Raw genomic sequence first — 20,648 nt, 5'->3', positions numbered from 1 at the left:
CGGCGCGTCCTAAACTCCGCCCATGAGGCCCGAGCGCGAGGTGCGCTACGCGGACAGCGGTGGCTACCAGATCGCCTACGAGGTGCTCGGTGACGGCCCGCTCGACATCGTCTGCGTCTTCGAGTTCGGCAGCAGCCTCGACCTCCAGTGGGAAAACCCGCTGTCACAGCGGTTCCTGCGCGGGCTCGCCGGCATCGGCCGTCTGATCCGCTTCGACATCCGGGGCACCGGCCTCTCCGAGCGCGTCGACCGCCTGCCGCCGCTCGAGGAGTGGGTCGAGGACATCGGCTCGGTGATGGTGGCCGTCGGGTCGGAGCGGGCGGCTCTGATCGGGCACGGACACGCGGCGCAGCCGTGCCTGCTCTTCGCCGCCATCCACCCGGAGCGCACCGCAGCGCTCGTGACGATCAACGGCTTCGCCCGCCTGCGCCGGGCGTCCGACTACCCGTGGGGCTACCCGCCGTCGGCCGAGGCCGGCCTGTTGGACTTCATGCGAGAGACGTGGGGGACCGGGCGGGTGCTCGGGTCCTTCAACCCCGGGATGTCCGAGGGCCCGCGCGCGATCGAGTGGCTGGGCCGGGTCGAGCGGTCGAGTGCCGCGCCGCGAGCCGCAGCACGGAAGCAGACCAACGTCTTCGAGGTCGACGTCCGCGCGGCCTTGCCGAGCATCGGCTCACCGACCCTCGTGGTCCAGAACAGCGACGACCCCTACGTCAGGGCCGGACACGCGCACTACCTCGTCGACAACATCGCCGGCGCCCGTTACGTCGAGCTCCCGGGGGCCGACCACACGCCGTTCATCTCGCGCGAGTCCGACCGGATCATCGACCTGATCGGGGAGTTCCTGGCCGGCACCAAGCGTGCGGACGCGAACGGCCGCCGTCTGATGACCGTTGCCTTCACCGACATCGTCGACTCGACGAAGCGGGCCGCAGAGCTCGGCGACGCCAAGTGGCGCGGGCTGCTCGAGGTGCACGAGTCGATCGCGAGCCGCGAGGTCGACACGGCCGGTGGACATGTCGTGAAGTTCACCGGCGACGGCCTGCTGGCGACCTTCGAAGGGCCTGCACGCGCCGTGGAGTGCCTGCGCACGCTCGGTGAGCTCCTCGAGCCGCTCGGGCTGCCGATCCGGGCGGGTGTGCACACCGGGGAGGTCGAGCAGATCGGGGACGACATCGGGGGTCTCGGGGTGCACATCGCTGCCAGGATCTCCGCGCTCGCGGAGGCAGGCGAGGTGCTGACGTCCTCGACGGTGCGCGACCTGGTCGCCGGGTCCGGGCTCCGGTTCGAGGACCGCGGAGAGCGAGAGCTCAAGGGCGTGCCGGGCAGGTGGCGCGTGCTGGCTGCGGTTTCCCGGGACGGATAGGCACTCGGCGTCGTACCGTCGATCCTCGTGGAGCTCCCCACATGAGAGTCGGCACCGTCACCGAGCTGTGGCGCTACCCGGTGAAGTCGATGGGCGGCGAGCAGCTCGGCTCGTCGGCCGTGGACCAGCGTGCCCTGCACGCCGACCGGATGTGGGCCGTCCGCGACCTCGAGCTGGGCGCGGTGACGACGGCGCGCCGGCTGCCGGCGCTCCTGGGTTGCACCGCTCGGTTCGTCGACGAGCCACCTGTAGGTGTCGGCCCCGGCGACGTCGTCCCCGTCGTCGTCACGCTCCCGGACGGCAGGGAGGTCGCGAGCAGCGACTCGGAGGAGATGGACGCCCGGCTCAGCGAGCTCGTCGGCAAGCGAGTCGCCCTCGTCCCGCTGCCGCCTCTGGACGACAAGGCCTCCTACCGCGGCGTGCTCGCGTCGAAGAAGGACATCCGCAAGCAGTTCGGGCTGCGTGACGACGAACCGCTCCCCGACTTCACGATGTTCCCGGTGCGCAAGCTCGCCGAGCTCGCGGTCTTCGCGACGCCGATCGGCATCTTCGCCGACGCCTACCCGCTCCACGTCGTGACGACGTCGAGCCTGCGCACGATGGCCGCGCTGGGCGGCGACTTCGACGTCCGACGGTTCCGCCCCAACATCGTCATCGACAGCGAGCTGGAGGGGCTGGCCGAGCAGGAGTGGCTCGGCGGCGTGCTCCGGTCCGGCGACGTGACCATGAACGTCGAGATCCCCACCATCCGGTGCACGATCCCGCTGCGGGAGCAGGCGGGAGTGACGGCCGACCCGCAGGTCATGAAGACCGTGTCCCGCCACGGCGACCGCTGCTTCGGCGTGTACGCCGACGTCGCCTCCGCCGGCACCCTGGAGGTCGGCGCCGCGGTCGACTTCGACCCGCCGGCGACCCCGGGTGCCGTTGCCGGCTCCGTCGGCCGGCTGGCCGAGCGGGTCAGGCGCGGCACCATCAGGGCCGGCAACCGGATGATGCCCCGGTGAGTCTCCGAGGTCGCTAGGCGCGACCAGCGCGCTCCACGACGGCGCGCAGGCGCGACGCGAGCTCGTCGTCGAAGGCGCCAACCGGTGCCTGCCAGGTCCAGTTGCCCTCGTCCGTGCCGGGCGTGTTCATCCGGCTGTCGCTGCCGAGGGCGAGCAGGTCCTGGGCAGGCACGACGGCGAGCCGCGCGGTCGACTCCATCGCCAGCCTGACCAACGCGCCGGGCATCGGCTCGTCGGGGTCGACCAGGTGCGACTTGACCTGGGCGCGCGTGCGCTCGTCGACGCTCGCCCACCAACCGGCGGTGGTGTCGTTGTCGTGGGTGCCGGTGTAGACGACGCTCAGCTCGTCGTGGTGGGCCGGGAGGTAGGGGTTGTCGCGCTTGCCGTCGAAGGCGAACTGCAGCACCTTCATCCCGGGCAGCCCGAACCGGTGGCGAAGCGCGTCGACCTCCGGCGTGATGACGCCGAGGTCCTCGGCCACCAGCGTGCCCGGGCCTGCGGTCTCGACGAGCGCCGCGAGGACCTGCTCACCCGGGGCCGTGACCCACCTGCCGTCGCGGGCGGTCGGTGACTCCACGGGCACGTGCCAGGCCGCCTCGAACCCACGGAAGTGGTCGATCCGCACCAGGTCGAAGAGCTCCCGCTGCCGCGCGATCCGGCGGCGCCACCAGGCAAAGCCATCAGCGGCCATCGCCGCCCAGTCGTAGTGAGGGTTGTTCCAGCGCTGCCCGTCCTCGGCGAAGTAGTCGGGCGGGCAACCGGTGACCGTGACCGGCCGGCCGGCCTCGTCGAGCTCGAACAGCTCGCGGTGCGCCCACACGTCCGCGCTGTCGAGCGAGACGAAGATCGGGAGGTCACCGAAGAGCAGCACGCCCTTCGACGCGGCGTACTCCCGCAGCCGACCCCACTGCTGGGCGAAGTCCCACTGCTCGACCTTCAGCTCCTGCACGCGCTCGGAGAGCGGTGAGAGCGCGGCGGCGACGGCCTGCGGGTCGCGGTCGCGAAGCGCCGGCTCCCAGGTGTGCCACGGCGTGCGGTGGAGCTCGCGGAGCGCGGTGTACTCGACGTACGGCTCCAGCCAGGCGCTCTGCTGGGCGCACCACGCCGTGACCGCCCCGTCGTCCGCCGTCTCTCGCCGGTCCTTGGAGAGGAGGTCGGGGTTGCCGGCCATCGCCGAGGGAGCGTTGTACGGCGACCCGTCGTCGTCGTGCGTCGGCACCAGCGGCAGCACCTGCCAGACCGAGCACCCGGCGGCGGCCAGGAAGTCGACGAACCGGTAGGCCTCGTCGCCAAGGTCCCCAGCGCCAGGAAGCGACGTCACGTGCAGCAGCACGCCCGCCCGGCGTACGTCGAACGGTCGGTCCTGCTCGCTCATCCGGCCCACCCTAATCCCCCGCTGGTGGGGCGGGTCGCGCGCGTCAGGCCCGGCCGGTCGGACCGTCGGCGTGCGCCGGACCCGGCGAACTACTCGACGATGACCTGGGGCTTCACGTCGGCGGGAAGAAGGTCCGACACCTCGGTGGGGCTGCCGTCCCAGGCGCCCTGGGCGACCCACGACCGGACATCCCTGATCGCGGCTCTGCTGGCCGACCTTCGCAGCTCACTGGTGACATCCATCGGCTGCACGTTGAAGAACGTGATGTCGGCGATGCCGACGAAGCCGAAGATCGCCCGCAGATAGCTCTCGAGGAAGTCGAACTGCATCATCGGCCCCTGCGAGTAGTCACCGCCGCGCGACGTCACGCAGACCATCCGCCGGTCGTGCACCATCCCACGAGGCTGCCCGTCCTCGTCGTACTCGAAGAGGTAGCCGGGCTGGATGATCGCGTCGATGTAGTACTTCAAGGCGTACGGGACGCCGAAGTTCCACATGGGCGCGGTCACGAGATAGAGGTCCGCGGCGAGGAAGGTCTCGATCGTCCGCTCGATCTCGCGCCACGAGCTGCGCGCTTCGTCGTCGAGGGCCTGGCCCGTCATCAGCGCGTACTTCGACTTGATGTTGGTGCCCGCGACCGCGGGAAGGTCGGCGCTGAACAGGTCCAGCGCCTGGACCTCGAGGTCGTCGTACCGGTCGTGCAGCGCTTCGAGGAGGACGCTCGAGATCCGTCCTGTGTTCGAGGCAAGCCCACGCGGCGTGGCGATGAGATGCAGCAGCCGTCTGGTCACCAGCAGACCTCCTCTTGGACCGCGCGGAGCCCGCGGTCCACGCGCCCATTAAACCCCCGAACGTCAGGGGCGGGAATCGTCCACTCGGCCTATTGCCACCGCGCCTGCGCGGCCCAACAGGCCGCTCGTGGCGACCCTCGAGGCCGCCGCCGGTCGATGAGGTGCGAGGCGGAAGTAGCCCGCGATGCCTCGGACTGCTGCTGATGGGAGACACTGGCAGTGGCGGCTCGGACCCCATCGTCCGCCCGCCGTACGACATCGAGCCTCCGGCGCAGCCCCGTACCGCGACCAGAGCACCATCAAAGGACAACGCACCCACCATGACCGATCGCGAAACTTGGGCCGAAAGTGCTTACGACATCCTGGTCGGGGTCGCTGGGCGCTACCACGCCGTCGTCGAGTACACCCAGCTCGGCGAGGAGATCCAGCAGCGCAGCGGAGTGGAAACCCGCATGGCCGTCCGGAACTGGATCCCCGGCGTCCTCGAGCTGGTGGCTCACCGATGCGTCAGCGAGGGCGTCCCGCCGCTGACGTCGCTCGTCGTCCGCAAGGACACGGGCATGGTCGGCGACGGGTACGCCGCGGTCCTGACCGCTCTGGGATCCACCCCGCTCGACGACCCGATGCAGCGCGAGCGCCACGCCGCACAGTCCCGGCTCGAGTGCTACCAGTGGGCGTCGGCCCCGGACCTCCCGGCAGACGGCGGCCGGGCCGCGCTCGCACCCAAGCTCGCAGCGTCGACCGCCCGCAAGGCCAAGGCCAATCCGCCCGCTGCCAAGGTGTGCCCGAGCTGCAACATGGCGCTGCTGCCCACCGGCGTGTGCGACAGCTGCGGCTGACGTTTCGCCCTCCGCTGGCGGGCCCCGCGTTCACGAAGGTGGGCGGACTTTCGACGTGCGGGGGTGTGAGGATGGCGGGGTGACCTCGTGGACTCCCGGATGGGACAGCTTTCCGTCGGACCTCCTCGAGTTCTGGAGCGAACGGCATCTCTGCACCCTGACCACGCTCCGCGCCGACGGGCGGCCCCACGTCACTCCGGTCGGAGTCGCGCTCGACCTGGAGCGACAGTGCGGATGGGTCATCACGTCGAGGCAGTCACTCAAGACCGTGCACGTCGCCGCTGACGGTCGGGTCGCGGCGTGCCAGGTGGACGGTCGACGGTGGTCCACCATCGAGGGAACAGCCGTGGTCAAGGCGGATCGAGATTCCGTCGTACGAGCGGAGGAGCGGTACGCCGCGCGCTACAAGATCCCGCGGCCGAACCCCTCGCGCGTAGCCCTGCGGATCGACATCGATCGTTTCGTCGTCTCTGCGAGCTTCGTCCCCCTACCGGCCCCGGACTGAGCCGGGGCACCCGTTCGCCCTGGCGACGACGGCGCCCTAGGGATCGATCCGGAGCGACACCGTCACCCAGATCGAGTAGCCCCGCTGGTCGGCCACCGTCACCGTGACCGAGGAGGTCCCGGCCTGCGTCGGCGTACCGGTGACGAACCCGGTGCCGGCGTTGATCGACAGGCCTGGCGGCAGCCCGCTGGCCGAGTAGACGTACGGCTTGACGCCGCCGCTCGCCATCACCGGACGGTCGCTGTAGGCGACGCCGACCCGGCCGGGCGTGAAGTGACGGTAGCTGATCGAGAACGGCGCCGGATCGACCGTCAGTGCGAGGCTCCTGGTCGCGCTGATGCCCCGGGCGTCGGTCACCCTGACCGTCACCGTCCTGGTGCCCGGTGTGGTCGGCGTGCCGTTGATCTCGCCGGTGCCGGCGTCGATGGTGAGGCCGGCGGGGAGACCCGTCGCGCTGTAGGTGTAGGGCTGGTAGCCGTCGACACCCTGGATCGGAGCAGCGGCGTACGCCGTCGTCGCTGTGGCGCGCGGGGCGACGGCCACCGTGATCGCGGAGACCCGCACGGCGCTCGCGACGCCGAGCGTGCCCTTGCGCTGCACCGTCGCTCCGGCGTTGTCCGTGACGGTGATCGTCCAGGCCGCAGCGGCCGCCGTGGTCGGGATGCCCGTCAGCCTGCCGGTCGAGGAGTCGATGCTCACCCCGGCCGGAAGCCCCGTCGCGCTGTAGGAATACGGCGCCGTCCCACCCACGCCGGTCGCGGGGGTGACGGAGTACCTCGTGCCCACGGTGGCGCGCGGCGTCGCCCCGTTGATCGCGGTCAGGCCGCCGACGGGACGGATCACGATCGGCACCGACCGGTTGAGGAACGCGCCGGTGGCGTCGGTGACCCTGACGACGGTCGAGTACGAGCCGGCCGTCGTCGGCGTACCGGCGATCCGTCCGGTGGCCGCACTGATCGCCAGCCCGGGAGGCAGACCGACAGCGCTGAAGGTGTAGGGCGCGGTTCCGTTCGTGGCCGAGACCGGGGTCGCCACGAAGGCACGGTTGACGGCACCGTTGTTGGCACCGGTGAACCTGGTCGCCAGCGGGGCCGGCGTGGTCGTGACCTCGATCTGGTAGTCGCCGAGCGAGGCGTAGTCGCTGTACTTGCCCTCCGTGCTCGGCGCGCCTGACCCGATGCCGTCGACGTACAGACGGTACGTCGCACCGCCGGACGGCAGGTCCGCGCTCCAGACGGCACCCATCCCCGACGCACGCTCGTAGTCGATCCGGGCGACGGGTGGGTTGACCGTCGCCACCGTGGCGCCGCTGGCGTTCTTGACGACCAGCTGGGTGTCGAGGTCGGCGTACGTGCTCGGGCTGAGGGTGACCGTCGTGGCCCCGGACCCGGTGAACGTGAACGCGTCCACGTCGAGGCGGGTGCTGATCGTGCCGCGGAGCGGGGCTCCCGGCGCCAGCGGCGTCACGGTCGCGACGTTGTTGCCATGGTCGTCGGGGATGCGCGGGGCGTAGCGGGCGATCTTGTCGACGTCGTCCTCGCGGTTCGTCGCTCCGGGGTACTCACCGCTCGACCAGTGGGTCACCGCCTGGAACCACGGGCTGCCCATCAGCGGCCCCCAGGGGTCGACGCCCGCGTAGTACTCGTGCTGGTTGCCCGGCAGGTCGATGCCGTCGTGACCGAGGCCGAAGTTGTGGCCGACCTCGTGGGAGATCGTCTGCCCCATCGCTCGCGCGTACGGCACCGCGCCGTTGGTGAACATCAACGCCGGTTGGTAGTACTGGTGCTGGTAGGTCGTCGCGAACACGTCGAGGTAGGCGCGCCCCGAGCACTGCTGGCTGCACGCGTCCCAGGCCGGGCCGCCGTCGGTGACCATGGCGACCGTCCCGTAGTTGAGGTCGGCCGTCGAGGTGCGGTCGATCGCCGCCAGCCCGGGGTCCATCGTGGTGACGTTGACGTCGAACGCGGCGAAGTCCTCGGCGACGATCCGCCAGGTCGCCTGGATCTCGGCGTGCTCGGCGGCGGAGAACGCGGGGTCGGCGTCGATGGAGTACGCCGCCACCGCGATCGGGTCGATCCCGGTCGAGGCGTTCCACGCCGTGCCGGTGAGCGTGCCCCCGTTGAAGTCGAGGTAGATCGTGCGCTGGGAGCCGGGACGCGACTCGAGCTGGAAGGTCTGGCTCGTCGGGAGCTCCGGGCTGGCGGCCGCCACCGCTGTCCGAGCGCGCTCCGGGCCGGCTTCCTCGACGTAGTAGCCCTTGCCGCACTCGTCGAGCCAGAAGGTCTCGTCCTCGGCGAGCTCGTTGAGCCGCCTCGGGGAGAGGTGGTTGACGCGCGCGGCCTGGCGCATGGCCTGGGGTCGTTGCCGCGCGACCTGGCCTGCTCGCCGGTCCGTCCTCAACAGCGGGGTGTCGCAGTTGCCCGCGGTCCGGGCGATCTTGGTCCTCGTCGCGCCGTTCGGATCGGTGTCGTCGGCGCCGGCCGGCGCGACGACCGACGTCGCCCCCAGCGCGAGCAGGGCGGTGGTCGCGGCCCCGAGCGAGGCGCGGACCAGGTGTGCGTTCAGCAAGGATCCCCCAGGGACAGGTATGTCCAACCTGTGTAACAGGCGTGGAGCCCCGTGACCGCGGAACCGGCTATTCCTTGCCCGTTCCGGCGAATCGGGCACCGAAGTCGTTAGGTCGAGCCGGATCGCGCGCCGTACGGTCGTCGCCACTCGCCCGACCCCTTTAGCTCAGGTGGACAGAGTGCCGCGCTACGAACGCGGAGGCCGCAGGTTCGACTCCTGCAAGGGGTGCTTCGTCGCTGGTTGAGGTGCGAGCGAAGCGAGCCTCGAAACCAAGACGCAATCGAAGGAGGATGGAGACCATGGAGACCGAGACGCTGCCCGTGCGCCTGCCCGGCGCGAAGGCCGACACCCTGATGTGGGCGCGGGTCGAGGACGTCGAGCCGCAGGCGCTCGACCAGCTGCGCAACATCTCGCGGCTGCCGTGGGTCCACGGCCTCCGGGTGATGCCCGACGTCCACCTCGGCAAGGGTGCGACGGTCGGCTCGGTCGTGGCGATGCGCAACGCGGTGTCGCCGGCGGCGGTCGGCGTCGACATCGGCTGCGGCATGCAGGCGGTGCGTACGTCGCTGACGACCGCCGACCTGCCCGACGACCTGCGGTCGCTGCGGCTCGCCGTCGAGCGGGCGATCCCGGTCGGCTTCTCGGCTCACAAGTCGATGCCCGACGTACGCCGCCTCGGCCTCGACCACGGTCGCTTCGCCGGTTGGGACCGGTTCTGGGAGGGCTTCGGCGCGCTGCACCCCGGCGTGCAGGACCGCGAGCGCAAGGCGAAGGAGCAGATGGGCTCGCTCGGCGGCGGCAACCACTTCATCGAGCTGACGTCGGACGACACGGGCCAGGTGTGGCTGATGCTGCACTCCGGCAGCCGCAACATCGGCAAGGAGATCGCCGAGCGGCACATCAACGGCGCCAAGCGCCTGGAGCACAACCTGGGCCTGCCCGACCGCGACCTGGCGGTGTTCCTGGCCGGCTCCAAGGAGATGGACGCGTACCTCCGCGACCTCTACTGGGCACAGGAGTACGCCGCCCGCAACCGCGCCGTCATGATGGCGCTGTTCTGCGAGGTGGTCGGTCGCGAGTTCGCCGAGCGTGGCCTGGAGGTCGAGTTCGGCGAGCAGATCTCCGCCCACCACAACTACGTGGCGCAGGAGACCTACGACGGCGTCGACCTGGTCGTGACCCGCAAGGGCGCGATCCGGGCGAGTGCGGGTGAGTACGGCCTGATCCCGGGCTCGATGGGCACGGGCTCGTACGTCGTACGCGGCCTGGGCAACGAGGCGTCGTACTGCTCTGCGTCCCACGGCGCCGGCCGCCGGATGTCGCGGACGAAGGCCAAGAAGACCTTCACCGTGGAGGACCTCGCGGCGCAAACGGCCGGCGTGGAGTGCCGCAAGGACGCCGGCGTGATCGACGAGATCCCGGGTGCCTACAAGGACCTCGAGTCCGTCATCGAGGCCCAGACCGACCTCGTCGAGGTCGTCGCCCGGCTCACCACCCTGATGTGCGTGAAGGGCTGACGGGCAAGAACCAGTCGTGCGGGTGAGTGTGACCCTCTTGTCACCCCACCCGCACTATTCCGGTCTGAGGTGGCAAGCGAGACCGGGCAACGGCGGGAGCTGTTCTACGGGCGGCGGGGCCCGGATTATCACCGGGCAAGTTGCTCCTCGCTGACTTATCGGGATTCCCAGACGACGGCCTACATCCCTTGATATTCGTGAAGATCGAAATAGGGAGCACGCCGTCGTGACAATCTCGAGTTCTGCGCCGAACCCGCGCGCCGACTGGTACCCGGACCCCCACAACCCCGCGCTGCTGCGGTACTGGGACGGGCGCCAGTGGACCGGGCATACCTCACCTCGTCCCGGAGGCTGGGCCGGCCAGCAGTGGCAGGCGTACCCGCAGCGGTCAGGAGGCGGGCGCGCAGACAACACGCGATCAAGCAGGTCGGGCTTGCCGGTGTGGGCCGTCGTCGCGCTGGTCGTGTTCGTCGGCATCGCCACCCTTGCTGTCATCGGCGGGGTGGTGACGGCGCCGGAGCCCGCGCCGAGCGCCGCCGGCGCCACCTCGAACACCAACACCGCGGAATCCGAACCCTCGACGCCGTCGGAAGCCCTGACGACGACGTCGCCTAGCGCGCCACCCACGCCGACGGAGACCGAGCCGCCGAGGTCGACGGTGCCGCGGCTCAAGGGACTGAGCCGTGAGGAGGCCGAGGCGCGCTTGACCACCGCCGGGCTGGGAGTGAGCGAGGTACGGCAAGTCTTCTCCCCGAAGGCTCCCGGCACCGTGCTGAGCCAGAGCAAGAAGGTCGGAACGTCGGTCCTCACGGGCATCGAGGTAATACTCGTCGTGGCTAAGCCCTATCCGCAGGTGCCCGGCGTTGTTGGACGACTTAAAGCCGCTGCCGTCGAACGTCTCCGAGAAGCCGGGTTCAAGGTCAGTGTCATCACTGAGTCGCGCACATCCGGCAAGGACGGCGTCGTTCTCCGTCAGACTCCCGCCGGCGATGCCCGCGCGAAGCCGGGCTCTTCGATCACGATCGTGATCTCCTCCGTCATCCGCCCGGTGGCCCCGCCGCAGAACTGCACGGCCGGATACGACCCGTGCCTCGCGCCCGCGTCAGACTACGACTGCGCAGGCGGATCGGGCGACGGACCGAAGTACACCGGGTTTGTCCGCGTGACCGGCTACGACCCCTACGACCTCGACGCGGATGGCGATGGGATCGCCTGCGAGTGAGGAATACGGCGTGACCCTGGCTCGAAGATCACCGTCTGTACGTCGGCCGCGGCCTACTCGCTCCGCCGTTCGTTGGCGGGCTTGTCCTTGCGCGACTGGTCCTTCGGCTCCTTCGATATTTGATCCTTCGGCTGATCGGAGCCAAGGTCGTCGGTCATGAACCCGACGAACACCTCGCTGATATTGCTGAGCATCTGCGGCTGAGCCGTGACGACTCCGACGAAACCGATGGCCACGGCCGCGCCCAGGAGCGACGACACAACGCTCGACTTGCCCTTCCGGCGCCGGGAGGAGCGAGTCGTTTCGAAGCGCTCTCGATTGGTCCGTGCGATGGTCTTCCGGTCACCGAACGTGAGCTTTCCGGCCGTCGGCGCCGGCGCCCTGTTGAGCCTCGCCGCGAGGCGACTCACGATCAGATCCCGGGCTGCTGGGTCGAGGACGGGCTGTCGTGTCTGCAACATCGTCCCGACGTTGGTGGTAGAGCACAGAAGAGTGTCATCTACACGACCGACGATCTCCGCGTCTCGCACGAAGCAGAGCACCCCATGAACCGGCACAGCCGGCGGGGTGTGGAGCAAGTGGCGGATCGCGACCGCCGCCTCTCCTGAAGCGGCAGCAGTCGCGCCGCGCCGCCGACCGTTCTGCCGAAGGATCCCATCCGTGACGGTGATGCTGCCCGTCCAGTTCTTCGAGTCGATCACGAAGACCCCGGGCGGCCCGATGGCGACGTGGTCGATGTTCGCGCGGGGTCGGCCGGGCCAAGGGAAGTCGTGCAGCACGGTCCACTCGGCGCGCGGCAACTCCGCGAGCGCAAACGCCGTACGTCGCTCCCCTTCCGCGCCGCGCTCCCACATCTCAGCGGCGCGGTCGAGTCGCTCCGCTTTCTCCCTCATCCGGCGCGCAGCGCGGCCTGCCGATTCTCCGGCCATCACGTTCCCTCCAAGCCGACCTTCGTCGACCTCCCGCACGAAGAGTAGGAACTCATGTGCGCGGAAACAGTGGATTCTGAGAATCAGGGCGCACCGGATGTCCCGTCGCCAGGAAAATGTTCATATCCGGGACGGCGGAAGGTTGTATCGCCGAAGCTTCTGGTGTGCCGATTTCGAAACAGTTGTCTGCGCCCGGCGCCTCGTGGATGCGCATCTGATGGCGGACTACTTCTTCGGGGAAGTCGCCGGCAATCCGGAGTACACGATCTACGTCGATCGTGACGCGGCCATGAAGGCGGGTGTCCACCAGCTCAACATGCAGGGCATCAGCGGCAACCGTGAGGTCGGCGCAAACAGCATCGTGGTGAACGGCGGCTACGAGGATGACGAGGACTTCGGTGACGTCATCATCTACACCGGAGCGGGGGGCAACGACCCTCGGACCAAAAAGCAGATCGCCGATCAGAGCTTCGATCAGTTCGCCAACGCAGGACTCGTCGTCAGCGAGGAACATGGTCTCCCAGTGCGCGTTATTCGCGGCAGCGAGGGCGATCCCGCGCACTCTCCTGCGAGAGGTTTCCGCTACGACGGTCTCTACCGCGTCGACTCGCATTGGTACGAAACGGGCAAGAGCGGCTTTCGCGTATGTCGATACCGACTCCTGAGGCTGACTGACGCCGAAGCGGCCCCGTACTCGATCGATCGGACGTCCAACGGCACTCTGGGATCGGGTAGTGCGGCTACCGGTGGTGCGACCGGCGCTCGCTCGGGCGTCGACCCCGGACGGAAGTCAAACGGCCCGCCGGCCGGCACGCTGAACCCCGGTCACAGCGCCGGCGTCACCGTGCGAGTGATCCGCGACACCGCCGTCTCGAACTGGGTCAAGAATCTCTATCATTATGCCTGTCAGGTCTGCGACTACGTCCTGGATCTCCCTGTAGGGAAGTACGCCGAAGGAGCGCACATCCGGGCGCTCGGCACTCCCCACGACGGACCTGACACCGTCGACAACATGCTGTGCCTCTGTCCTACTCATCACCTCCTGTTGGACAAGGGCGCCATCTTCATCTCTGACACGTTCGATGTCCACGACCACCACGGGAACTACGTGAGCGTGCTGACGCGAAAGCCGCAGCACCTCATTGATCTGGCGCACATCCAGTACCACCGCGCAGCCAGCGGCCTTTAATCTCATCCCACTTACGACCACCGGGCGGACGCCCCGGGCTTTAAGGCTCTTTGTGGTGGTCGCTAGACGAGGTCCGCGGCCAACCCCGATTGGCTCTTCGAGCCGACGCTGACGTAGGTAGTTGCCCGAACCGACAAGGGCGCAGCGCTGACGGTCTACCGGCCTCGTCGCGGCGAAATGACTCAATGGGAAGGGGACGAAAACTGTCCCCGGCGAGCAGTTGGACCGACGATCCTTTGTGAAACGACGATCGCTGACAACGCCGAAGGGCGGTCACCGAGGTGACCGCCCTTCGGCGTACTTCCAGCTACACGATCAGCTGCAGCCGCTGGTGCTCCCGCAGCCCTCGCAGACGTAGCACGATCCAGCCGGCCGCATCTTGGTGCCGCAGGTCATGCAGAGCGGGCTGTCGACGGCGTGGCCGGTGATCTGCTCGAGCAGCTCGGCGGAGGTGTGCGCGACCTTGGGGGCGCCGGCGAGGGGGTCCTCGTCGGTCTCGACAAGCTCGACCACCGATGCGTCCTCGGTCTCATCCGCGGTCTCGACAGGCTCGACCACCGAGCGGGCGGGCGTCTCGATCAGCTCGGCGGCAGAGCCGGTCTCCTCGACGGGCTCGTAAGAGCCCGTCTCGAGGTGGCGCTGGCGCTCCTCGGCGGAGTAGATGCCGAGCATGGACCGCTCCTCGAAGGTGAGGTAGTCCAGCGCCAGGCGACGGAAGATGTAGTCCATGATCGACTGGCTCATCCGGACGTCCGGGTCGTCGGTCAGACCGGCAGGCTCGAAGCGCAGGTTGGTGAACTTCGAAACGTAGGTCTCGAGCGGGACGCCGTACTGCAGGCCGATCGACACCGCGATCGAGAAGGCGTCCATCACGCCGGCGAGGGTCGAGCCCTGCTTGCCGAGCTTGAGGAAGATCTCGCCGAGCTGGCCGTCGTCGTGGGCGCCGGAGATCATGTAGCCCTCGGCGCCGCCGACCGTGAAGGACGTCGTCCGCGAGGTGCGGGACTTCGGCAGCCGCTTGCGGGTCGGGGCGTAGACGACCTTCTCGACAACCTTGGTCTCGACAGGCTCGACCGACGAGGAGGCGGCAGCGTCGGCGGCGTCCTTCTTGGCCTTGCCGCCACCGTCGCTGAGCGGCTGGCCGACCTTGCAGTTGTCGCGGTAGATCGCGGTGGCCTTGAGGCCGAGCTTCCACGACTGGAGGTAGATGTCCTCGATCTCCTCGACCGTCGCCGACTCCGGCAGGTTGACCGTCTTGGAGATCGCCCCGGAGAGGAACGGCTGGCAGGCCGCCATCATCTTCACGTGGCCCATCGGCTTGAGGGACCGCTCCCCCATCGCCGTGTCGAAGACCTCGTAGTGCTCCGTCTTCAGGCCAGGAGCGTCGACCACGTGGCCGTGCTCGGCGATGTAGGCGACGATCGCCTCGATCTTCTCCTCGTCGTAGCCCATCTTCTTCAGCGCCCGCGGGATCGTCTGGTTGACGATCTGCATCGAGCCACCGCCGACGAGCTTCTTGAACTTGACCAGCGAGAAGTCCGGCTCGATGCCGGTCGTGTCGCAGTCCATCATGAAGCCGATGGTGCCGGTCGGCGCGAGCACCGAGGCCTGCGCGTTGCGGAACCCGTTGGTCTTGCCGAGCTCGACGACCTGCGCCCACTCCTCGGTCGCCAGCTTGTGCACGGCCGAGTCGGCGACGTGGAGCGTGCGCACGGTGTCGTTGGCCGCCTGGTGCTTGCGCATCACCCGCTGGTGCGCCTCCGCGTTGCGGGCGTAGCCGGCGTAGGGGCCGACGATGGCGGCGAGCTCCGCCGAGCGACGGTACGACGTGCCGGTCATCAGGCTCGTGATCGTGGCCGCCATCGCCCGACCGCCGTCGGAGTCGTAGCCGAGGCCCATCGCCATCAGCAACGCGCCGAGGTTGGCGTAGCCGATGCCGAGCTGGCGGTAGTCACGCGTGGTCTGGCCGATCGGGTCGGTCGGGAAGTCCGCGAAGCAGATCGAGATGTCCATCGCGGTGATGATCAGCTCGACCGCCTTGGCGAACAGGGCTGAGTCGAAGGTGTCGTCGTCCTTGAGGAACTTCAGCAGGTTGAGCGACGCCAGGTTGCAGGAGGAGTTGTCGAGCGACATGTACTCCGAGCAGGGGTTCGACGCCGTGATCCGGCCCGTCTCCGGGTTGGTGTGCCAGTCGTTGATCGTGTCGTCGTACTGCAGGCCCGGGTCGGCGCACGCCCACGCGGCCTCGCTGATCTTGCGGAACAGCGACCGCGCGTCGACGGTCTCGATGACCTCACCGGTCTTGCGGGCCCGCAGGCCGAACTCGGTGCCGTCCTCGACCGCCCGCATGAACTCGTCGGTGACGCGGACGGAGTTGTTGGCGTTCTGGTACTGCACGGACGTGATGTCCTTGCCGCCCAGGTCCATGTCGAAGCCGGCGTCGCGGAGGGCGCGGATCTTGTCCTCCTCGCGCCACTTCGTCTCGACGAACTCCTCGATGTCGGGGTGGTCGACGTCGAGCACGACCATCTTCGCCGCGCGACGCGTGGCGCCACCCGACTTGATCGTGCCGGCCGAGGCGTCGGCACCGCGCATGAAGGAGACCGGGCCGGACGCCGTACCACCGCTGGAGAGCAGCTCCTTCGACGAGCGGATCCGGGAGAGGTTGAGGCCGGCGCCGGAGCCGCCCTTGAAGATGAAGCCCTCTTCCTTGTACCAGTTCAGGATCGAGTCCATCGAGTCGTCGACGGACAGGATGAAGCAGGCCGAGACCTGCTGCGGCGACTTCGTGCCGACGTTGAACCAGACCGGGGAGTTGAACGAGAAGTACTGGTGGACGAGCAGCCAGGTGAGCTCGTGCTCGAAGACCTCGGCGTCGGCCGCGGTCGCGAAGTAGCCGTGCTCGATGCCGGCCTTGGTGTAGGTCTTCACGACCCGGTCGACGAGCTGCTTGAGGCCGGTCTCGCGCTCGGGGGTGCCGACAGCGCCGCGGAAGTACTTGGTCGTGACGATGGTGCTCGCGTTGACCGACCAGAAGTCGGGGAACTCCACGCCGCGCTGCTCGAAGACGGTCTCACCGGTCTTCCAGTTGGTCTGGACGACGTCGCGCCGCTCCCAGGTGATCTCGTCGTAGGGGTGGACACCCTCGGTGCTGAACACCCGCTCGATGGTCAGTCCGGTCCCCCTGCTGCTCGTCGTGCCAGTGCTGGCCGTCTCCGTCATGACTCTCCTGTTCCCCCCGCGCCGGGATCCTTGTGTTCCAGTGTTGCTCTTGGCACCGACAGTTCGGTGCCGGAGATTGGTGCCCGGGCAGACAGCTTCCCCACTACCTGCCCGGGCGGTCTGTGTCAGCCCGAGGGGGCTGGTTCGGCCGCTCTAGGTTCAACACCTACGTCGGCCCGCTCCATCCGCATGAGAGCGATCTCGTTCTCGAAGTCCGCGGCCGACTCGAAGCCGCGGTAGACGCTCGCGAACCGGAGGTAGGCGACCTCATCGAGCCGCCGCAGCGGAGCCAGGATCGCCAGGCCCACCTCGTGGGCAGCGATCTCGGGGCTCCCGGCCAGCCGCAGCTGGTCCTCGACCTCCTGGCCGAGGCGGGCGAGGTCGTCCTCGCTCACCGGACGGCCGTTGCACGCCTTGCGGACACCGGCGACGGCCTTCTCGCGGTTGAACGGCTCGGTCGCGCCGGAGCGCTTGAGCACGGTCAGCTGCATCAGCTCGACGGTGGTGAACCGCTTCTCGCAGTCCTGGCACACCCGCCGACGCCGGATCGAGCAGCCGTCGTCGGACACCCGCGAGTCGAGGACCTTGGTGTCCTGATGCTTGCAGTAGGGGCAGTGCACGGGACGGTCCTCCTTCCCTTGATCGGGTTCCGGGCATGACGAAATAGGCCCTCGAACGGGCCGTTCCTGTGCATAAGTGGGGCTCTAGCTGTGTACTTCTCCGCGTCTTCTGTGAACTAGATGTGGAGAACTACATCGTTGTAAGTACTAGATGTAGTGGTAACCGTACGCCTCTGCCACCAGGGGTGCAAGCGGAGTTCGGGAACTCCTTGCGGAGAATGTCGGGCGGGTCACGTTTGCGCAGGTCAGGCCCTCCTTCGGGCCCTGAAGTACGGCGTGTTGCCCGGGTGTGTCGGCGTCTCACCAAAGTCTCAGAGGAGCCCATTTCGTTCGTTCGGCTGATTCGCGGGCGCGCGTGCGTCACTAGCGTTCGTGCCAGCTCTCGAACCCGGAGGCCGTCATGCACCAGCTCCGTCGTACCCGCCTGCTCGTCGCCGTCCCCGCCGCCCTGCTGGCCCTCTCCCTCGTCGGCTGCGGCGACCTGCTTCAGGACCAGGCTGAGAAGCGGGCCGAGGACGCCGCCAAGAGCGAGGGCGTCGACCTGGACATCGACGACGGCGACGTCAAGGTCGACACCACCGACGGTGGGGCGAGCGTCGGCGAGCTGCCGAACGGCTTCCCGACCGACGAGGTGCCCGTCGTCGAGGGCGAGATCCTCGGCGGGACCTACACCAAGAACCCCGAGACCTGGAACGTCACCATCAAGGTCGACGAGGCCGGCGGCGACAAGACCGGGGCGTACGACGCCGCCGAGTCCCAGCTCACTGGCGCCGGTCTCGAGACCACCCGCGAGAAGGTCGACAACGGCACCTCGATCAGCGGGCAGTACACCTCGGCGTCGTACGCCGTGGAGCTCGCGGTCACCGACTCGAACGGCGTCACCGTCACCTATCTCGTCTCGCCGAAGTAGGCCACCGATCTCCGGTCCGGGCCGCTCAGCATCGTGGGGACGCTGAGCGGCTCGGACGGGTTGGCGGGTCTTGCCATCGCGGCCTTGGTAGATCGGACAGAATGACCGCCGTGAGCGGTGGCAAGCGCGCGGGACTGCGCGAGAAGCGGGGCTTCCGTCCCATGCTGCTGGTCCTCGCGTTCGGCATCACCCTCTGCGTCGTCGCCTGGGGCTACCTCGTCTACGCCGCCATCGACTTCGGCTCCGCCGCCCGCCACGACGGCGACGACGCGGCGTGGGGCTACCTGGGTGTCGCCGCCGTCGGCGCCGTCGCCTGCCTGTTCCTGGGGTTCATGCTCGTCGCCCGCTTCTCCCGCGCCATCGGGTTCACCACCGCCCCGGACCCCAAGCCGAAGCGGGACCCCAGCGTGCCGAAGGGTGGCAAGCGCGCCGCTCGGTGAGGTCGCCGCGACTGTCCACAGCGGTGGACGAGGGGTACCGGCATTCGTCGGCTCAGGAGTACCTTCGGGTCCTCGCCCCCGGGTCTGGGCGAGGCACCATTCTCGGGAGGGCCTGCATGAGCTCGTTGCTGCTACGCCGATCACTGATCGGGGTCGCCACACTGTCAGTTGCGCTACTCGGCGCGGGGTGCGAGGAAGAGGATCCGTCCGATCCCGTCACCTCGCCGAGCGAGACGAGCCAGTCCGCTCCTGCGTCGCCGAGCGAGCCGACGCCGACGGACGCTGCGCCGGTCGAGCCCGCGTTGCCACCGGCGGCGAACGCCAACACCCAGGCTGGTGCTGAGGCCTTCGTGAAGTACTACTGGGATGTCGTCAACTACGCGACGAAGTCCGGTGACGTTCAGGTGCTCAAACAACTTGACCAGCCGTCCTGCGTGGGTTGCGCGGGCGGCATTCAGTTCATCGAGGGCGTCTACGAAAGCGGGGGCCGCGTGGTCGGCGGCGATTACCGAATCACGAAGCTCGAGCCAGCTCAGTCTCCAAGTGGCGATTGGGCGATCACAACGCATACAACTCTCGGGCTTCAGAGAGTGGTCGACGCCGGCGACCTCAATAGGAAGTATCCGGGTGGTCACGCCAAGTGGTTGGTTGCAGTCAGCTGGATCAGGGGCGCTTGGAGTGTGACCACTTTGGAGGGTGCGTGATGCTCCGTCCGATCGCGTGTCTGGCGGCGCTGTTGACGTTCGCATCCTCCGGTCTGGCGAATGCCGATGACGGCAACGCAGATGTGGACGTGATCCCAGGCGACGGAGGCTTCGGCACCTCAGTGATTCAGAACTTGCCCGGCGACGATGTTTCGTCGACAGGTCAGCCCGGCCTCATCGGGCAGTACCACTCTGAGCCCGCTTGTGTGGGTGTATGCACAGGAAACCTGACCTGCCCGGACGGAACCTTCAAGACCCATTCATGGCTTGAGTTGCCAGACGGCAGCCGAGTAAATGAGTCGTGGTGGTGCCCGTCGGAAGAGCGCGCTCCAGCCGTCACCGACGACCTCGTCGCGGTCGCCTTCCAGCGCATCCCACTGCCGCCGTCGACCTTCACCATCCAGCCTCCGGGTGGGCGGACCCTGGTGAACTTCGCGACCAACTTCTTCACCGAGGAGCGCACCCTGGACCGGACCGTACGTCTGCTGGGACAACGCGTGGACCTGCGGATCGAGGCGCACTCCTACACCTGGCACTTCGACGACGGGGAGTCGATCACGACCGACAAGCCGGGAGCGCCGTACCCGCGGCTGGAGATCACCCACGACTACCTGCAGACCGGGGACTACCGGCCCGCGCTCGACATCACCTGGGTGGCGGACTACCGCGTCAACGGCGGGCAGTGGCAGCCGGTGCCGGGCAGCGTCACCATCGCCGGCGAGCCTGCCGACCTGAAGGCAATCGAGGCCCGGCCGACCCTCGTCGGCTACGACGGCTGACGCTCCAGCGACGGTTGTCCACAGGTTCAGAAGCGAGCGGTGCGCAGGCCGTTGCCGAGCCGGTTGACTACGGGCACCGCCGCCGGACCTGGGGCGGGGACACTTCTCGGGAGGCCTGCCATGGAGTCATCACGCAGCGTCGGATCTGCGATCGCGACCGCAGCACTGCTCAGCATCTTCGTCGCCGGGTGTGCCGCGGACGACCCGTCCGAGGCCGATCCGTCGGGCGCTCCGACGACCGCGGCCTCCGCCGGGTCGGCCGTCGGCACCGTCCGCGCGTGGATCGCCGCACGCAACGACGCGCTCAGGACCGGCGACGCGACTGCGGCTTCCGCGCTCGCCGCATCGTGCGAGACGTGCCAGGACGTGCTCGCCGGCACGGAGCGGGTGCACCACGGCGGGCAGTGGCGCGTGGATCGAGCGATGGTGACGGAGCAGTCGGGCGAGACGGTGACGGTCGCGGCCGACATCACGGTCGCGCGGCCGCGGGACGAGATCTCGCTCCGGTTCGTGGTCGACCCCTCGGAGCGTGCGCCGGTCCGCCAGCTGGTGTTCCTCCTGCCCAGGCCGGGCGCAGCGGCCGGGACCGTCGGCAGCATGATCGGCCGCTGAAAAGTGCGAAGGGCGGACCCGGGGTCGTGGGTCCGCCCTTCGTCTTCCCCTTGGGG

The 20,648-nt window shown here is 68.7% G+C and carries 18 protein-coding genes, 1 tRNA gene and 1 pseudogene; 14 read left to right on the top strand and 6 right to left on the bottom strand.

Going from position 1 to position 20,648, the window contains the following annotated elements:
- Positions 1 to 22: 22 nt before the first annotated feature.
- Both F0U47_RS16135 and F0U47_RS16130 read left to right on the top strand, forming a co-directional pair.
- Positions 23 to 1,366 (top strand): adenylate/guanylate cyclase domain-containing protein, encoded by a 1,344-nt coding sequence (locus F0U47_RS16135; RefSeq protein WP_149751502.1) that lies wholly within the window; start codon positions 23 to 25, stop codon positions 1,364 to 1,366.
- Positions 1,367 to 1,407: 41 nt separating this feature from the next.
- Complete coding sequence (locus F0U47_RS16130) at positions 1,408 to 2,370, top strand: MOSC domain-containing protein (RefSeq protein WP_149751501.1); 963 nt, start codon at positions 1,408 to 1,410, stop codon at positions 2,368 to 2,370.
- 13 nt (positions 2,371 to 2,383) lie between these two features.
- Here the strand turns inward: F0U47_RS16130 and malQ are convergent, their stop codons facing one another.
- Together malQ and F0U47_RS16120 are read right to left on the bottom strand one after the other, a co-directional pair.
- On the bottom strand, positions 2,384 to 3,745 hold the full coding sequence (malQ, locus tag F0U47_RS16125) for a 4-alpha-glucanotransferase (protein WP_149751500.1): 1,362 nt from the start codon (positions 3,743 to 3,745) through the stop codon (positions 2,384 to 2,386).
- 89 nt (positions 3,746 to 3,834) lie between these two features.
- Positions 3,835 to 4,536 carry an FMN-dependent NADH-azoreductase gene (locus F0U47_RS16120; RefSeq protein ID WP_188111388.1) on the bottom strand — a complete coding sequence of 234 codons (702 nt, stop codon included), beginning with the start codon at positions 4,534 to 4,536 and terminating at the stop codon, positions 3,835 to 3,837.
- A gap of 320 nt (positions 4,537 to 4,856) precedes the next feature.
- Between F0U47_RS16120 and F0U47_RS16115 the strand changes: the two genes are divergently transcribed.
- Together F0U47_RS16115 and F0U47_RS16110 are read left to right on the top strand one after the other, a co-directional pair.
- Positions 4,857 to 5,375 (top strand): hypothetical protein, encoded by a 519-nt coding sequence (locus tag F0U47_RS16115; RefSeq protein ID WP_149751498.1) that lies wholly within the window; start codon positions 4,857 to 4,859, stop codon positions 5,373 to 5,375.
- A gap of 79 nt (positions 5,376 to 5,454) precedes the next feature.
- The gene (locus F0U47_RS16110) at positions 5,455 to 5,880 is read left to right on the top strand and encodes a pyridoxamine 5'-phosphate oxidase family protein (RefSeq protein ID WP_149751497.1); all 426 of its coding nucleotides are present in this window, start codon (positions 5,455 to 5,457) and stop codon (positions 5,878 to 5,880) included.
- A 36-nt stretch (positions 5,881 to 5,916) separates the two neighbouring features.
- Here F0U47_RS16110 and F0U47_RS16105 read toward each other — a convergent pair whose 3' ends face one another.
- The gene (locus F0U47_RS16105) at positions 5,917 to 8,448 is read right to left on the bottom strand and encodes a putative Ig domain-containing protein (RefSeq protein ID WP_149751496.1); all 2,532 of its coding nucleotides are present in this window, start codon (positions 8,446 to 8,448) and stop codon (positions 5,917 to 5,919) included.
- A gap of 154 nt (positions 8,449 to 8,602) precedes the next feature.
- Here F0U47_RS16105 and F0U47_RS16100 point away from each other — a divergent pair.
- The 4 genes and pseudogenes from F0U47_RS16100 to F0U47_RS16090 all read left to right on the top strand — a co-directional run bounded on the left by F0U47_RS16100 (position 8,603) and on the right by F0U47_RS16090 (position 11,187).
- Positions 8,603 to 8,676: transfer RNA gene (locus F0U47_RS16100), tRNA-Arg, on the top strand.
- A 71-nt stretch (positions 8,677 to 8,747) separates the two neighbouring features.
- Entirely contained in the window at positions 8,748 to 9,965 is a 1,218-nt protein-coding gene (locus F0U47_RS16095; protein ID WP_149751495.1) for an RtcB family protein, read from the top strand.
- A gap of 226 nt (positions 9,966 to 10,191) precedes the next feature.
- A pseudogene (locus F0U47_RS22140) lies at positions 10,192 to 10,299 on the top strand (DUF2510 domain-containing protein); the annotation flags it as partial.
- Between the two features lie 105 nt (positions 10,300 to 10,404).
- A complete protein-coding gene (locus tag F0U47_RS16090; protein WP_246159677.1) occupies positions 10,405 to 11,187 on the top strand; it encodes an excalibur calcium-binding domain-containing protein in 783 nt (260 codons plus the stop codon).
- Between the two features lie 53 nt (positions 11,188 to 11,240).
- On the opposite strand, the gene F0U47_RS16085 is transcribed toward F0U47_RS16090, so the two are convergent.
- Positions 11,241 to 12,155: an NERD domain-containing protein gene (locus tag F0U47_RS16085; protein WP_149751493.1), complete on the bottom strand. Its 915-nt coding sequence runs from the start codon at positions 12,153 to 12,155 to the stop codon at positions 11,241 to 11,243.
- A 58-nt stretch (positions 12,156 to 12,213) separates the two neighbouring features.
- Here F0U47_RS16085 and F0U47_RS21635 point away from each other — a divergent pair, with 58 nt between their 5' ends.
- On the top strand, positions 12,214 to 13,305 hold the full coding sequence (locus F0U47_RS21635) for a YDG/SRA domain-containing protein (RefSeq protein WP_223162806.1): 1,092 nt from the start codon (positions 12,214 to 12,216) through the stop codon (positions 13,303 to 13,305).
- A gap of 315 nt (positions 13,306 to 13,620) precedes the next feature.
- Here F0U47_RS21635 and F0U47_RS16075 read toward each other — a convergent pair whose 3' ends face one another.
- Both F0U47_RS16075 and nrdR read right to left on the bottom strand, forming a co-directional pair.
- Positions 13,621 to 16,527 (bottom strand): vitamin B12-dependent ribonucleotide reductase, encoded by a 2,907-nt coding sequence (locus F0U47_RS16075; RefSeq protein ID WP_149751492.1) that lies wholly within the window; start codon positions 16,525 to 16,527, stop codon positions 13,621 to 13,623.
- A gap of 125 nt (positions 16,528 to 16,652) precedes the next feature.
- Positions 16,653 to 17,147 (bottom strand): transcriptional regulator NrdR, encoded by a 495-nt coding sequence (gene nrdR / locus F0U47_RS16070; RefSeq protein WP_149751491.1) that lies wholly within the window; start codon positions 17,145 to 17,147, stop codon positions 16,653 to 16,655.
- A 400-nt stretch (positions 17,148 to 17,547) separates the two neighbouring features.
- Between nrdR and F0U47_RS16065 the strand changes: the two genes are divergently transcribed.
- From F0U47_RS16065 to F0U47_RS16045, 5 genes are all read left to right on the top strand, one after another.
- Complete coding sequence (locus tag F0U47_RS16065; protein WP_149751490.1) at positions 17,548 to 18,057, top strand: hypothetical protein; 510 nt, start codon at positions 17,548 to 17,550, stop codon at positions 18,055 to 18,057.
- A 110-nt stretch (positions 18,058 to 18,167) separates the two neighbouring features.
- Positions 18,168 to 18,497: a hypothetical protein gene (locus tag F0U47_RS16060; protein ID WP_149751489.1), complete on the top strand. Its 330-nt coding sequence runs from the start codon at positions 18,168 to 18,170 to the stop codon at positions 18,495 to 18,497.
- A 116-nt stretch (positions 18,498 to 18,613) separates the two neighbouring features.
- Entirely contained in the window at positions 18,614 to 19,201 is a 588-nt protein-coding gene (locus F0U47_RS16055) for a DUF6318 family protein (protein ID WP_149751488.1), read from the top strand.
- A complete protein-coding gene (locus F0U47_RS16050) occupies positions 19,201 to 19,980 on the top strand; it encodes a hypothetical protein (protein ID WP_149751487.1) in 780 nt (259 codons plus the stop codon). The genes F0U47_RS16055 and F0U47_RS16050 overlap by 1 nt, the downstream gene beginning before the upstream one ends.
- 120 nt (positions 19,981 to 20,100) lie before the next feature.
- Positions 20,101 to 20,592 carry a DUF6318 family protein gene (locus F0U47_RS16045; protein WP_149751486.1) on the top strand — a complete coding sequence of 164 codons (492 nt, stop codon included), beginning with the start codon at positions 20,101 to 20,103 and terminating at the stop codon, positions 20,590 to 20,592.
- Positions 20,593 to 20,648: the final 56 nt, after the last annotated feature.

The organism is Nocardioides antri (assembly GCF_008373765.1).
Classification (GTDB): domain Bacteria; phylum Actinomycetota; class Actinomycetes; order Propionibacteriales; family Nocardioidaceae; genus Nocardioides; species Nocardioides antri.
Note: the sequence above shows the minus strand (reverse complement) of the source record. Positions and strands in the feature narration are given on the sequence as shown.

Excerpts from the sequence above, each read along its gene's own strand:
- F0U47_RS16095 (WP_149751495.1), top strand. The coding sequence starts at position 8,748 with ATGGAGACCGAGACGCTGCCCGTGCGCCTGCCCGGCGCGAAGGCCGAC.
- F0U47_RS16045 (WP_149751486.1), top strand. The coding sequence starts at position 20,101 with ATGGAGTCATCACGCAGCGTCGGATCTGCGATCGCGACCGCAGCACTG.
- F0U47_RS21635 (WP_223162806.1), top strand. The coding sequence starts at position 12,214 with ATGTCCCGTCGCCAGGAAAATGTTCATATCCGGGACGGCGGAAGGTTG.
- malQ (WP_149751500.1), bottom strand. The coding sequence starts at position 3,745 with ATGAGCGAGCAGGACCGACCGTTCGACGTACGCCGGGCGGGCGTGCTG.
- F0U47_RS16055 (WP_149751488.1), top strand. The coding sequence starts at position 18,614 with ATGAGCTCGTTGCTGCTACGCCGATCACTGATCGGGGTCGCCACACTG.
- F0U47_RS16135 (WP_149751502.1), top strand. The coding sequence starts at position 23 with ATGAGGCCCGAGCGCGAGGTGCGCTACGCGGACAGCGGTGGCTACCAG.
- F0U47_RS16050 (WP_149751487.1), top strand. The coding sequence starts at position 19,201 with ATGCTCCGTCCGATCGCGTGTCTGGCGGCGCTGTTGACGTTCGCATCC.
- F0U47_RS16130 (WP_149751501.1), top strand. The coding sequence starts at position 1,408 with ATGAGAGTCGGCACCGTCACCGAGCTGTGGCGCTACCCGGTGAAGTCG.
- F0U47_RS16075 (WP_149751492.1), bottom strand. The coding sequence starts at position 16,527 with ATGACGGAGACGGCCAGCACTGGCACGACGAGCAGCAGGGGGACCGGA.
- F0U47_RS16115 (WP_149751498.1), top strand. The coding sequence starts at position 4,857 with ATGACCGATCGCGAAACTTGGGCCGAAAGTGCTTACGACATCCTGGTC.
- F0U47_RS16065 (WP_149751490.1), top strand. The coding sequence starts at position 17,548 with ATGCACCAGCTCCGTCGTACCCGCCTGCTCGTCGCCGTCCCCGCCGCC.